Here is a 13162-nt window from a genome sequence, read left to right on the forward strand (position 1 = left end):
GTCGTCCCTGCCGACATATCTCCTAGTGCACCGTGACGACGCCGTGTGAAACCGTTATGCGGCCGTGATCGCGACGACTCACATCGTTAACGAACGGCAACACGCAGAAAACGCGCGGCGGCTTAGGTTTAGGACACCAGGCGGTCCTCGTGGGCTGCCCAACGTTCATTCACAGCAAGGAGCACTATGAGCGTCATCACACGTACGCGCACTGGCAAGGTCATCGGCGGCATCGCCCTGATCGGTGCCAGCGCGCTCGTCCTCGCCGGTTGCGCCGGTGGCGGCAACGACGCCGCTGCCCCCAGTGCATCATCCGGCGGCGGCGCCGTGTCAACTGCAGACGGGGCTTTCCACGTCGGCACCATCCTCCCGGCCACGGGTAACCTCGCCTTCCTCGGCCCGCCCGAGGTCGCGGGTGTCAAGCTCGCGATCCAGGACATCGAAGCCACCGGCGACGCGTTCCCGTTCACGACCGAGCTGACCGAGCGCGACTCGGGTGACACCACGACCGACATCGCGACCCAGTCGGCCACCGAGCTCGTCGACGCCGGCGCCGATGTCGTCATCGGTGCGGCTTCGTCGGGCGTGTCCTTCACCTTCGTCGACCAGCTGGTCGACGCGGGCGTCGTGCAGATCTCGCCGGCGAACACCTCGCCGGACTTCACCACCTACGCCGACGACGGGTACTACTGGCGTACCGCTCCGTCCGACGTGCTGCAGGGCCGCGTGCTCGGCAACCTGATGGTCGGTGACGGCGCGGCCAACGTCGGCGTCATCTACATCAACGACCCCTACGGCATCGGCCTCAAGGACAACGCGACCAAGGCCATCGAGGCCGCCGGTGGCGAGGTCTCGGTCGCGGTTCCCTACAACCCGGGTGACACGGTCTTCACGTCGCAGGTCGACCAGGTGCTCGCGTCGCAGCCCGACGCCGTCGCGATCATCGCGTTCGAAGAGACGTCGTCGATCATCCCGCAGCTCGTCAGCACGCAGGGCTTCCCGGCGTCGAAGGTCTACTTCGTCGACGGCAACCTGTCGAACTCGTATGAGTTCGCCGCCGGCACGCTGCAGGGTGCCAAGGGAACGCTTCCCGGAAACCCGGCCGACACGTCGTTCCAGTCGCGTCTGAAAGAGGTCGACCCCGCCCTCACCGACTTCAGCTACGCGCCGGAGTCCTACGACGCCGTCATCGTCGCCGCCCTCGCTGCGGCGCAGGCGAAGGACGACTCGGGTACGGCCATCCGCGACAACATGCAGTCCGTCTCCGAGGGGGGCGAGAAGTGCACGACGTTCGCCGACTGCCTCGCGCTCATCAACGAGGGCACGGACGTCGACTACGACGGCGTCTCCGGCCCGATCACCTTCGACGAGAACGGTGACCCGACCGAGGCGTACATCGGCATCTACCAGTACGGTGCAGACAACAAGTACACCCTGCTGAACACGGAGTTCGGCTCGCTCAACGAGTGACCTGACACCGCACGAGGGCCCGGATCCGCCAGGATCCGGGCCCTTCGGCGTTCGTGCGGGCTGGATCGGTGCCGCGCCGGCATCCGCGTCCCGGCGTGCCACAGGCTCTCGGGGCCTCGGAGGGCCCGGCGCGGCCGGCGGCAGCCCTGCGCGGCCTCGGCCCCGGCGTCAGGGCGTCAGGCCGCAGACGGAGGCGGTGAAGGCGAGCAGGGCATCGGCGACCGCCTGCGGCCGGTCGAGCGGAACGACGACGTCCCGGCCGTCGACCCGCGCGACGAGGTCGAACAGGGTGCCCACCTTGTCTTCGGCGATGGCGTGGGCGTCGCAGCGGATCGGCGTGACCGGCACCGCGATGGTGGTGGGGGCGTCGCCGGCGGCGACGGTGAGGCCGAGAGGCGCCTCCGTGCCCTGCGGGAAGCGCAGCAGCGGGGTCCCGCGCAGGGAGACGAGCTCGACGCTGCCCGCGGTGGCATCCGGGGTCGGCTCGATCGACAGCAGCAGAGCAGCGGTCCCGTCGCCGGACACCGACACCGCGATGGCCGAGACGCGGGCGACGGATGCCAGGGCCTCGCGGTCGCATTGCGTCGCGCTCAGGCGGGGGAGCACCCCGAGGGCGTCGTCGACCGCCACGGTCTGCTCGAGCGTTCCCCGGTCGTCGCTCACGTCGAGCACGGCTCCCGGGGCGGCGTCGGCGGCATCCGGATCGCAGCGCGAATCGGGGAGTGCGACGGGAAGATCGATCGTGCGCCCCGGCTGCAGCGTCTCGGGGCGTTTCGTGTCTCCGCCGCCCGTCGCGGCGAGCAGGGGCGAGCGCAGCACCGCCGAGGTCACGGTGACCGCGGCATCCGAGGTGTTCGTGACGCGGAGCTGCACGCGCCCCGAGACGATGTCGCCCCGCTGCTGCACGAGCGCGACAGACAGCGGGGGAGGCGCGGGAGGTGCGCCCGCGCATGCCGCGAGCGCGACGCCCACCAGGGTGAGCGCCGCGCTCGCGGTGTATCGACGTGGGATCAGGCCGGGGGCTCCTGGTGGTCGCGCTTGGCGTCCTCGTCGGCGGCCAGCGTTCCGAGGTACAGCTCGATGACGCGGGGATCGGTGAGCAGCTCGCGGCCGGTGCCGGTGTACGCGTCCTTGCCCTGGTCGAGCACGTAGGCCCGGTGGCAGATCTGCAGGCAGCGGCGGGCGTTCTGCTCGACCATGATGATGGTCACGCCGGCGCGGTTGATCTCGGCGACGCGCAGGAACGTCTCGTCCTGACGCACGGGCGACAGGCCTGCCGAGGGCTCGTCGAGCAGCAGCACCGACGGGTCCATCATGAGCGCGCGGCCCATGGCGACCATCTGCCGCTCACCGCCCGACAGCGATCCCGCCCGCTGGCGGCGGCGCTTGCCGAGTTCGGGGAAGAGCCCCGTGACGAACTCGAAGCGCTCCGCGAAGGCCTTGGGACGTTGGAAGAGACCCATCTGCAGGTTCTCTTCGATCGACAGGCTCGGGAACACGTTGTTGTTCTGCGGCACCATCCCGACGCCCTTGCCCACGAGCTTGTCGGCCTTCAGCGTGGTGATGTCTTCGCCGTTGAGCAGCACGGAGCCGCCACGGATCTTCACCTGGCCGAAGATGGCCTTCAGCAGCGTCGACTTGCCGGCGCCGTTCGGGCCGATGATGCCGATCAGGTCGCCCTGGTAGGCGTCGACCGTGCAGCCGTTGAGGATGTTGACCCCGGGCAGGTACCCGGCGACCAGGTCGTCGGTGCGCAGCACCGCGGTGCGCGTGGCGGTTGCGGTGTCGGACATCAGAGCTTCCCGTCCTTCTCGTCGGCGATGAGCTCCGCCTCCGCCTCGGCGGCGGCTTCGGCTTGGATGGTCTCGAGCTGCGACGTGGTCATGTCGCCGAGATCGGTGTCGTGGTGCGCGCCCAGGTAGGCGTCGATGACGGCCTGGTCGGTCATGACGGTCTCGGGCGGCCCCTCGGCCACCACGCGACCCTCCGCCATGACGATGACCCAGTCCGAGATGTGACGCACCATGTGCATGTCGTGCTCGACGAACAGCACGCTCATCCCCTCGCTCTTGAGGTTGAGGATGTGACCCAGCAGGCTCTGCGTGAGCGCCGGGTTGACGCCCGCCATGGGCTCGTCGAGCATGACGAGCTTGGGGTCGCTCATGAGCGCGCGGGCCATCTCGAGGAGCTTGCGCTGGCCGCCCGAGAGCGACGCGGCGAAGTCCTCGCGCTTGGCGTCGAGCTTGAAGCGGCGCAGCAGGTCGTCGGCCCGTTCGGTGTTGGCCTTCTCTTGCGAGCGCCAGATCGAGGGGATCAGGGCGCGGAAGATGTTCTCGCCCTTCTGCCCACGGGCGCCCAGCAGCATGTTCTGCAGCACCGAGAGGCGCCCGAGCGACTTGGTGAGCTGGAACGTGCGCACCATGCCCTGCCGCGAGACCTTGAACGCGGGCACCCCGGCCAGGTTCGACCCCTCGAAGCTCCACCGGCCGGTGTTGGGCTTGTCGAAGCCCGTCAGCAGGTTGAACAGAGTGGTCTTGCCGGCACCGTTGGGGCCGATCAGCGCGGTGATCTGCCCGCGGGGGATCTCGAGGTGCTCGACGTCGACGGCTTTCAGGCCGCCGAACTGGCGGGTGACGCCGTCGGCGACGACGATCGGGTCGACCTTGGCGCAGCCGGGTCCGACCTCGCCCTTGACGAGCGGATGGGTGACGGTGGTGTCAGACATTGAACGACAGCTCCTTCTTGTTGCCGAAGATGCCCTGTGGTCGGAAGATCACGAGGAGCATCAGTCCGATGCCGACGAGGATGAAGCGCACCTGGCCCGCCTGGGTGGTGGACATGAAGCCCAGGATGCCGACATCGCGGAGCCCCACGATGATGCCGTTCGACAGCGACAGCAGCACCCAGAACAGGGCTGCTCCCACGATCGGTCCGAGCAGGGTGGCGGCGCCACCGAGCAGCAGTGCGGTCCAGACGAAGAAGGTGAGCGCGGTGCCGTAGTTTCCGGGCTGCACGGCGCGGGGGAGGATGAAGATCACTCCCGCGAGGCCGCCCATGACACCGCCGAGCACCAGCGCCTGCATCTTGTACGAGTAGACGTTCTTGCCGAGGCTGCGCACGGCGTCTTCGTCTTCACGGATGCCCTTGACCACACGGCCCCAGGGGCTGCGCATGAGCACGTAGACGAGCAGGGTCGCGATGATGACGAGTCCCCAGCCGAAGATGCGGACCCACCAGTCGTTCGCCGAGTAGGTCCACGGCCCGATGCCGTAGGTACCGGCCGGCAGCGGGTTCATCGCCTGGAACTCGCGGTTGTACCCGTTGAGGCCCTGCGAGCCGCCCGTGACGTTGGTCAGACCGACGGTCGAGACGACGTAGCGCACGATTTCGGCGGCCGCGATGGTGACGATCGCCAGATAGTCGGCGCGCAGTCGCAGGGTCGGGATGCCGAGAAGGAACGCGAAGAGCACCGAGGCGACGATCGCGACCAGGATCGCGAGCCACACGGGGGCCGAGAACGACAGCGTCGCGATCGCGAAGGCGTACGCGCCGACGGCCATGAAGCCCGCCTGACCGAAGTTGAGCAGACCCGCGTAGCCGAAGTGGACGCTCAGGCCGATCGCGGCGAGGGCGTAGGCCGCGGTGGTCGGGCTGATGAGCTCGCCCGCGGCGTTGTTGAAGATTGAAAGCCAGTCCATGTCGTCGTTCCTCAACCGATCCGCTCTTTACGACCGAGCACACCTTGCGGCCGGAAGAGCAGCACGCCGATGAGCACGATCAGGGCCACCGCGTACCGGAGGTCGGGTGGGATGACGATGGTGGACAGTTCCGTGATGATGCCGATGATCAGCGAACCGACCAGGGCGCCGAAGGCACTGCCCAGGCCGCCGAGGGTGACGGCGGCGAACAGCAGCAGCAGGATCGCGAAGCCCATGTCCCAGGTGACGCCGCGGTACAGGCCGTAGAGGACGCCCGAGAGGCCCGTCAGGCCACCGGCCAGCATCCAGACGATGCGGATGACGCGGTCGACGTTGATGCCGGACGCCGCGGCGAGCGACGCGTTGTCGCTGACGGCGCGGGTGGCCTTGCCGATGCGGGTGCGGGTCAGGAAGTAGGCCACCGCGCCGAGCATGACGACGCTGACGCCCATGCTGATGATCGAGGTGAGCGTGACCGTCACCGGGCCGATCGTGACGTTGTCGGTGATGCCGGTGTCGATGTTGCGCGTGCCGCCGTCGAAGAAGTAGAGGTACAGGTAGCGCAGCACGATCGACAGACCGATCGTGACGATCAGCACTTGGACCAGCCCCACCCCGCGTTTGCGCAGAGGTTTGAACAGGACGGCATCCTGTGTCCAGCCCAGCGCGACCGAGAGCGCCACGGTGAGCAGCACCGCCAGGATGATGTTCCAGCCCATGGCCGTGAACATGTAGAAGATGATCGCGCCGAAGGTGAGCATCTCGCCGTGCGCGAAGTTGTTGACGCCCGTCGTGCCGAAGATCAGCGAGATGCCGATGGCGGCCAGGGCGAGCAGCAGGCCGAAGTTGAGGCCGTAGAAGAAGCGCGAGAACAACGTGTCCCAGATCGAGCCGCTCGCCGCCGTTCCCTCACCGGTGGGGAAGAGCACGTTGACCGTGTTCGTCGTTCCCACCGTGACGTCACGCGTGACGTTGTCGGGGTCGCGGGGTGCGACACCGTCGGGCAGCGTGTCGACCTGGAGCTCGGCGGTGTAGCTGCCGGGCCCGGGAACCGCGACCGACCAGCGACCGTCGGCACCGGTCGTACCGACCTCCGAGAAGCCGGAGCCCTCGACCGAGATCTCGACGCCCTCGAGCGGTTCATCCTCGGCGCGGATGATGCCGCCGATCGTGTACTGCGATGAGACGTCGCCCGTTCCGGTCGTGGCGGCGGGTGTTGGTGCGGTGGTGACGGCTGCGCTCGCAGGTGACGCGAAGAGCAGGCTCAGGACGGCTATCGCACTCGCGAGGAGCGAGACGACGGCAGCCATGCGGGATAGGGATCGCGATCGTGTCGCGGTGGGGGAGGAATGACCCACGGAGTCTCCAGTTCGGCAGCGCTGACGAAGTCGTCCGTCAGCTTCGACGGTCGACGCTACGAGCGTAATGTGTCGAGGGTGTTTCGCCGACCGCGTCGTTAGCGAACCGTGTCATGAGGATTGCGCGTCGCGGCCACCTGCACGGGAACAATTCCCAGGGTCCCGACGCTTAGAATTACGGGCGGAGCGCCTCGCGCGCCCCGGCCGACGTCGTCCTTTTTTCGAACAGGCGCCGCGCGCGCAGGAGGATCCATGGAGCAGCACGACCCCTTCGGTTTCATCGGACTGACCTATGACGACGTGTTGCTCCTTCCCGGGCACACCGACGTCATCCCGAGCGAGGCCGATACGTCGTCGCGTCTCACCCGTCGCATCACCGTGGCGACGCCTCTGCTCTCCAGTGCGATGGACACCGTCACCGAGGCCCGCATGGCCATCGCGATCGCCCGGCAGGGCGGCATCGGCATCGTGCACCGCAACCTCTCGATCGAGGACCAGTCGTCGATCGTCGACCAGGTCAAGCGCAGCGAGTCGGGCATGGTCTCGAACCCCATCACCACGACCCCGGATGCCACGGTGGCCGAGGTCGACGCGATGTGCGCCCAGTACCGCATCTCGGGTCTGCCCGTGGTCGACCCCGACGGCGTGCTCGTGGGCATCATCACCAACCGCGACATGCGTTTCGTCTCGGGCTTCGAGCGTCAGACGACGCTGGTGAAGGACGTGATGACCAAGGACGGGCTCATCACGGGCCACGTCGGCATCCACGCCAACGACGTCATCGCGACTTTCGCGAAGCACCGGGTCGAGAAGCTCCCCCTCGTCGACGAAGACGGAAAGCTCGCCGGCCTCATCACCATCAAGGACTTCGACAAGAGCGAGAAGTACCCCCTCGCCACCAAGGACGACCAGGGTCGGCTGCGCGTCGGCGCCGCCATCGGTTTCTTCGGCGACGCCTGGCAGCGCGCCGAGGCGCTGCGCGACGCCGGTGTCGACGTCCTCGTCGTCGACACCGCCAACGGGCAGTCGGCCGGCGTCATCGACATCGTCACCCGCCTCAAGGCCGACGCGTCGTTCGCGCACATCGACGTCATCGGCGGAAACGTCGCGACGCGCGAGGGCGCTCAGGCGCTCATCGACGCGGGAGTGGATGCCGTGAAGGTCGGCGTCGGACCGGGGTCGATCTGCACCACCCGCGTCGTGGCCGGCGTGGGCGTGCCGCAGGTCACCGCGATCTACGAGGCCGCACAGGCCGCGATCCCCGCGGGCGTGCCGGTCATCGCCGACGGTGGTCTGCAGTACTCGGGCGACATCGCCAAGGCGCTCGTCGCCGGCGCCGACACCGTCATGCTCGGTTCGCTCCTCGCCGGCACCGACGAGTCGCCGGGCGAGATCGTCTTCCAGGGCGGCAAGCAGTTCAAGCAGTACCGCGGCATGGGCTCGCTCGGTGCGCTGCAGACCCGCGGCAAGAAGACGTCGTACTCGAAGGACCGCTACTTCCAGGCCGACGTGCCCAGCGACGACAAGCTCATCCCCGAGGGCATCGAGGGCCAGGTCCCCTACCGCGGCCCCGTCGCCGCGGTGGCGTACCAGCTCATCGGCGGCCTGCGTCAGTCGATGTTCTACGTCGGCGCCCGCACCGTCGAGGAGCTCAAGAGCAAGGGTCGCTTCGTGCGCATCACGTCGGCGGGTCTGAAGGAATCGCACCCGCACGACGTGCAGATCGTCGTCGAGGCGCCGAACTACAAGAAGTAACGCGGTTTGACGAGGGGCCGGGCAGGCGACTGCCCGGCCCCTCGTCGTTCCGCTCCCGCGACTACGCTGTGCGCATGATCCGACGCAGGAGCCACCCCGAGGCGTCGCTCTCGGCGCGGCGGACCGAGGCGTTCACCGATGGCGTGTTCGCGATCGCCGCGACCCTGCTCGTGCTGGGCCTCACAGATCAGTCGCTGGGGACGATCCGCACGAACGACGACCTCGCGGCCGGTCTCGTGGGTCTCGCGCACCCCGTCTTCTCGTTCGTCATCAGTTTCCTGCTCCTGTGCCTCATGTGGATGACGCACGTGCGGCAGTTCGAGTACATCGCGCGGATCGACGCGCTCGGCATGTGGATCAACAGCTTCCGCCTGCTGCTCGTGGTCCTGGTGCCTTTCACCTCGTCGCTCAACACCACCTACGACGATCTGCTCCTGGGGCGCGTGCTGCTGCCCGTCAACTTCTTCCTCGCGATCCTGCTCGGCTGGATCCAGTGGGTGTGGGCGGCGCGGTCCGGTGCGATCCCCGACCTCTCGCGCGACGACGCCCGTCGCATGGGGCGTGCGGGATTCAGCGCCGTGGTGCTGGGTCTCGTCGCGATGGCGCTGAGCCCGGTGATCGGGTCGATGGCGTTCCTGGTGTTCCTCTTCGACGGACTCCTCACGCGAATCCTCCGCGGTGGCAACGACCTCGCCGCGCCCGCCGACGCCGCCCGCGCTCCCGACCCCGGCGGCGATGTCGAAGGGCGCGGGTAGGCTGGAGGGGTGACCATGGAGATCGACCTCGGCCGCGCCAAGCGCGCCCGCCGCGCCTACACCTTCGACGACATCGCCGTCGTGCCGTCGCGGCGCACGCGCAACCCCGAAGACGTCTCGACGGCGTGGACCATCGACGCGTTCCCGTTCGAGATCCCCGTGCTCGGTGCGCCGATGGACTCCGTGGTGAGCCCGCGCACCGCCATCGAGCTCGGTCGTCTCGGCGGCCTCGGCGTGCTCGACCTCGAAGGCCTCTGGACGCGCTACGACGACCCCGAGCCCCTGCTGGCCGAGATCGCGACGCTGGCCGATGCCGACGCCACCCGGCGCATGCAGCAGCTGTACGCCGAGCCCATCAAGCCCGAGCTGGTGCGCGACCGCCTCGCCGAGGTGCGCGCCGCGGGGGTCACCGTCGCCGGCGCCCTCACCCCGCAGCGCACGCACGACCTGTACGAGACCGTCGTCGCCGCGGGCGTCGACCTGTTCGTCATCCGCGGCACCACGGTCTCGGCCGAGCACGTCTCGAGCGGCGTCGAGCCGCTGAACCTCAAGAAGTTCATCTACGACCTCGACGTCCCCGTCATCGTCGGCGGGGCGGCCACCTACACGGCGGCGCTGCACCTCATGCGCACGGGCGCCGCGGGCGTCCTCGTCGGCTTCGGCGGCGGTGCCGCCTCGACCACCCGCGCCACGCTCGGCCTGCACGCGCCGATGGCCACCGCCGTCGCCGACGTCGCCGGCGCCCGCCGCGACTACCTCGACGAGTCGGGCGGACGTTACGTGCACGTCATCGCCGACGGAGGCGTGGGCACCTCGGGCGACATCGTGAAGGCCCTCGCCATGGGTGCCGATGCGGTCATGCTCGGCGTGGCGCTCGCCCGCGCCACCGACGCCCCGGGCCGCGGATTCCACTGGGGTCCCGAAGCGCACCACCCCAAGCTGCCGCGCGGCCACCGCGTTGCGGTCGACCGCGTCGGACCGCTCGAGCAGGTGCTCTTCGGGCCGGCGCCCGTCGCCGACGGCACCGCGAACCTCATCGGAGCCCTGAAGAAGTCGATGGCGACCACCGGGTACTCCGACCTCAAGGAGTTCCAGCGGGTCGAGGTCGTCGTCGCCCCCTACGGGCACTGATACGGAGACCGAGTGACCGTCACCCCCGCGACCCGACCGGAGCCGCCGCAGATCTTCCCGCCCACCCTGCGGGAAGTCATGCTGCGACCCCGGTGGATCGCGCTGCTGGCGTTCTCGCTCGTCGTCGCCGGTGCCCTCGCGTGGCTGGGGCAGTGGCAGCTGGGCCGCGCGATCGACACCTCGCCGCCCGAGCCCGGCCTGACCGAGAACGTCCAGCCGCTCGCCGACGTCGTGCAGCCCGGCGCGTACCTGCCCGAGCCGCAGGTCGGGCAGCGCGTCGAGGTGAGCGGCCAGTGGGTGGCATCCGACTTCATCGTCGTGTCGTCTCGTTTCAACGACGACGTCGAGGGGTACTGGGTCACGGGCCAGCTGCGCATCACGGGTACCGCTGAGCCCACGTCGGTCGCCGTCGCCACGGGCTGGACCGCCTCGCGCGAGCAGGCCGACGCCGCTGTCGAGGAGCTCCAGGCCGCCGTCGACGCCGACCCCACCGCGACCGTCGAGGTCACGGGTCGTCTCATCTCCGACGAAGGCCCGTCCGTTCCGCCCCGGGGGGCCGACACCCAGACCCTCACCCGCATGTCCCCGGCGATGCTCCTCGGCCGGTGGCACGACGTCGACGACCTGCGGGTGTACCGCCAGTACATCGCCTCGCAGAGCGTCATCGGGCCCCTCGAGCCGATCTCGTCACCGGCGCCCGACGAGGGTTCGAGAGTGAACTGGTTGAACATCTTCTACGCGGCGGAGTGGGCGATCTTCGCCGGCTTCGCGCTGTACCTCTGGTACCGCCTCGCACGTGACGCGTGGGAGAAAGAGGTCGAAGATCTCGAAGACGAGTACGCCGACGCGCTCGCGGCGGGGGCCTCGGCAACCCGCGACTAGACTGGCATCCATGCCCCGTGCCCCGAAGCTCGCCTCGTTCCCGGCGATTCGCGGAGCCCTGAAGTTCTACCAGATCTGCTCGGTCATCACCGGTATCGGCCTGCTGCTGCTGGTCGCCGAGATGATCCTGAAGTACACGCCCCTGCACATGGAGCTGTTCCTCGGCGGATCGGGTGGCTTCCTGTGGTTCGCGGATGCCATCCCCGGCCCCGATTGCCAGTGGTTCTCGCTCTTCGTGCCCTGGACCAACGAGTGCAGCATCCTCTCCACGGGTGACGGCGTCAACGTCTCTCTCGCGATCCTCGTCGCGCACGGGTGGTTCTACGTCGTGTACCTGATCTCGTGCTTCCGCGTGTGGAGCCTCATGCGCTGGCCGTTCCGTCGGTTCGTGTTCCTCGCCCTCGGTGGCGTGGTGCCGTTCCTCTCCTTCATCCTCGAGGTGCGCACCGCCCACGGCGTGCGCGCCTATCTCGCCGAGCGCGAGGCCGCCCTGGCATCCGCTCCCGTCTCTGCCCCGGAAGGCCAGCGGTGACCGAACAGACCGAAACGTCCCAGCGCCCCGTCCTCGTCGTCGACTTCGGCGCCCAGTACGCGCAGCTCATCGCCCGTCGCGTCCGCGAAGCGGGCGTGTACAGCGAGATCGTGCCGCACACCGCGACCGCCGCCGACATCGCCGCGAAGAACCCCGTCGGCATCATCCTGTCGGGTGGCCCGTCGTCGGTGTACGAAGAAGGCGCCCCCCGCCTCGACGAGGACGTCTTCGACCTCGACGTGCCGACGCTGGGTATCTGCTACGGCTTCCAGGTCATGGCGAAAGCCCTCGGCGGCGAGGTCGCCAACACCGGGCTCCGCGAGTACGGCGCGACCGACGCCACCGTCGTGACCGAGGGCACGTTGCTCGAGGGACAGCCCGCCGAGCAGAACGTCTGGATGAGCCACGGCGACCAGGTCTCGCGCGCACCCGAGGGCTTCGAGGTGCTCGCCCGCACCGCGCACACCCCCGTCGCAGCCTTCTCGAACGACGCCCGTCGCATGTACGGCGTGCAGTGGCACCCCGAGGTCAAGCACTCCGACCACGGACAGCGCGTGATCGAGAACTTCCTGCACAAGGCCGCGGGACTCCCCGCGGACTGGAACAGCGGCAACGTCATCGCCGAGCAGGTGGAGCGCATCCGCCAGCAGGTCGGCACCGGCCGCGTCATCTCGGCCCTCTCCGGCGGCGTCGACTCGGCCGTCTCGACCGCCCTCGTGCACGAGGCCGTCGGCGACCAGCTCATCGCCGTGTTCGTCGACCACGGACTCCTCCGCCAGGGTGAGCGCGAGCAGGTCGAGAACGACTACGTCGCATCGACCGGCGTCCGCCTCATCACCGTCGACGCACGCGAGACGTTCCTCGACGCCCTCGCCGGTGTCAGCGACCCCGAGCAGAAGCGCAAGATCATCGGCCGCGAGTTCATCCGCGCGTTCGAGAAGGTGCAGGCCGACCTCGTCGCCGAAGCCGCGGCCGAGGGGGAGCAGGTGCGCTTCCTCGTGCAGGGAACGCTCTACCCCGACGTCGTGGAGTCGGGCGGCGGTGCGGGCACGGCCAACATCAAGAGCCACCACAACGTCGGCGGTCTTCCCGAAGACCTGCAGTTCGAGCTCGTCGAGCCGCTGCGCACCCTGTTCAAAGACGAGGTGCGCGCGATCGGCCGCGAACTCGGGCTTCCCGAGGCCATCGTCGGCCGTCAGCCCTTTCCGGGGCCCGGTCTTGGCATCCGCATCGTGGGCGAGGTCACCGCTGACCGTCTCGAGATCCTGCGTGCGGCCGACGCCATCGCCCGCGCCGAGCTGACCAAGGCCGGACTCGACGACGAGATCTGGCAGTGCCCCGTCGTGCTCCTCGCCGACGTGCGCTCGGTCGGCGTGCAGGGCGACGGCCGCACCTACGGTCACCCGATCGTGCTGCGGCCCGTCTCGAGCGAAGACGCCATGACCGCCGACTGGACGCGGCTGCCGTACGACGTGCTGTCGAAGATCAGCAACCGCATCACCAACGAGGTGCGCGACGTCAACCGTGTCGTGCTCGACGTGACGTCGAAGCCGCCGGGGACGATCGAGTGGGAGTGAGCTT

The 13162-nt window shown here is 68.9% G+C and carries 12 protein-coding genes; 7 read left to right on the top strand and 5 right to left on the bottom strand.

The annotated features are described in order from the left end of the window. Positions 1–186: 186 nt before the first annotated feature. Positions 187–1470: an ABC transporter substrate-binding protein gene (locus ASG45_RS05650; protein ID WP_055833974.1), complete on the top strand. Its 1284-nt coding sequence runs from the start codon at positions 187–189 to the stop codon at positions 1468–1470. A 168-nt stretch (positions 1471–1638) separates the two neighbouring features. On the opposite strand, the gene ASG45_RS05655 is transcribed toward ASG45_RS05650, so the two are convergent. The 5 genes from ASG45_RS05655 to ASG45_RS05675 form a co-directional block, all read right to left on the bottom strand. Beyond that, positions 1639–2376, bottom strand: a complete 738-nt coding sequence (locus tag ASG45_RS05655) for a hypothetical protein (RefSeq protein ID WP_156459384.1) — start codon at positions 2374–2376, stop codon at positions 1639–1641. Positions 2377–2480: 104 nt separating this feature from the next. Next, entirely contained in the window at positions 2481–3263 is a 783-nt protein-coding gene (locus ASG45_RS05660) for an ABC transporter ATP-binding protein (protein WP_055833979.1), read from the bottom strand. After that, entirely contained in the window at positions 3263–4195 is a 933-nt protein-coding gene (locus ASG45_RS05665; protein ID WP_055833982.1) for an ABC transporter ATP-binding protein, read from the bottom strand. Before ASG45_RS05665 ends, ASG45_RS05660 begins: the two co-directional genes overlap by 1 nt. Next, positions 4188–5168: a branched-chain amino acid ABC transporter permease gene (locus ASG45_RS05670; RefSeq protein ID WP_055833985.1), complete on the bottom strand. Its 981-nt coding sequence runs from the start codon at positions 5166–5168 to the stop codon at positions 4188–4190. The genes ASG45_RS05665 and ASG45_RS05670 overlap by 8 nt, the downstream gene beginning before the upstream one ends. 11 nt (positions 5169–5179) lie before the next feature. Next, positions 5180–6478 (bottom strand): branched-chain amino acid ABC transporter permease, encoded by a 1299-nt coding sequence (locus ASG45_RS05675; RefSeq protein ID WP_055833987.1) that lies wholly within the window; start codon positions 6476–6478, stop codon positions 5180–5182. A 300-nt stretch (positions 6479–6778) separates the two neighbouring features. Here ASG45_RS05675 and guaB point away from each other — a divergent pair, with 300 nt between their 5' ends. From guaB to guaA, 6 genes are all read left to right on the top strand, one after another. Beyond that, positions 6779–8281 carry an IMP dehydrogenase gene (guaB, locus tag ASG45_RS05680; RefSeq protein WP_055833991.1) on the top strand — a complete coding sequence of 501 codons (1503 nt, stop codon included), beginning with the start codon at positions 6779–6781 and terminating at the stop codon, positions 8279–8281. A gap of 74 nt (positions 8282–8355) precedes the next feature. Continuing rightward, the gene (locus tag ASG45_RS05685; RefSeq protein ID WP_055835854.1) at positions 8356–9036 is read left to right on the top strand and encodes a TMEM175 family protein; all 681 of its coding nucleotides are present in this window, start codon (positions 8356–8358) and stop codon (positions 9034–9036) included. 15 nt (positions 9037–9051) lie between these two features. Then, positions 9052–10167, top strand: coding sequence for a GuaB3 family IMP dehydrogenase-related protein (locus ASG45_RS05690; RefSeq protein WP_055833994.1), 1116 nt, complete (start codon positions 9052–9054; stop codon positions 10165–10167). Between the two features lie 12 nt (positions 10168–10179). Further along, entirely contained in the window at positions 10180–11049 is an 870-nt protein-coding gene (locus tag ASG45_RS05695) for an SURF1 family protein (RefSeq protein ID WP_055833997.1), read from the top strand. A 10-nt stretch (positions 11050–11059) separates the two neighbouring features. Further along, positions 11060–11581: a DUF3817 domain-containing protein gene (locus ASG45_RS05700; protein WP_055834000.1), complete on the top strand. Its 522-nt coding sequence runs from the start codon at positions 11060–11062 to the stop codon at positions 11579–11581. After that, entirely contained in the window at positions 11578–13158 is a 1581-nt protein-coding gene (guaA, locus tag ASG45_RS05705) for a glutamine-hydrolyzing GMP synthase (RefSeq protein ID WP_055834003.1), read from the top strand. Before ASG45_RS05700 ends, guaA begins: the two co-directional genes overlap by 4 nt. Positions 13159–13162: the final 4 nt, after the last annotated feature.

Origin of the sequence: Microbacterium sp. Leaf436, from assembly GCF_001424715.1 — a bacterium.
Taxonomy (GTDB): Bacteria; Actinomycetota; Actinomycetes; order Actinomycetales; family Microbacteriaceae; genus Microbacterium.

Excerpts from the sequence above, each read along its gene's own strand:
- ASG45_RS05690 (WP_055833994.1), top strand. The coding sequence starts at position 9,052 with ATGGAGATCGACCTCGGCCGCGCCAAGCGCGCCCGCCGCGCCTACACC.
- ASG45_RS05700 (WP_055834000.1), top strand. The coding sequence starts at position 11,060 with ATGCCCCGTGCCCCGAAGCTCGCCTCGTTCCCGGCGATTCGCGGAGCC.
- ASG45_RS05660 (WP_055833979.1), bottom strand. The coding sequence starts at position 3,263 with ATGTCCGACACCGCAACCGCCACGCGCACCGCGGTGCTGCGCACCGAC.
- ASG45_RS05675 (WP_055833987.1), bottom strand. The coding sequence starts at position 6,478 with ATGGCTGCCGTCGTCTCGCTCCTCGCGAGTGCGATAGCCGTCCTGAGC.
- ASG45_RS05685 (WP_055835854.1), top strand. The coding sequence starts at position 8,356 with ATGATCCGACGCAGGAGCCACCCCGAGGCGTCGCTCTCGGCGCGGCGG.
- guaB (WP_055833991.1), top strand. The coding sequence starts at position 6,779 with ATGGAGCAGCACGACCCCTTCGGTTTCATCGGACTGACCTATGACGAC.
- ASG45_RS05665 (WP_055833982.1), bottom strand. The coding sequence starts at position 4,195 with ATGTCTGACACCACCGTCACCCATCCGCTCGTCAAGGGCGAGGTCGGA.
- ASG45_RS05670 (WP_055833985.1), bottom strand. The coding sequence starts at position 5,168 with ATGGACTGGCTTTCAATCTTCAACAACGCCGCGGGCGAGCTCATCAGC.
- ASG45_RS05650 (WP_055833974.1), top strand. The coding sequence starts at position 187 with ATGAGCGTCATCACACGTACGCGCACTGGCAAGGTCATCGGCGGCATC.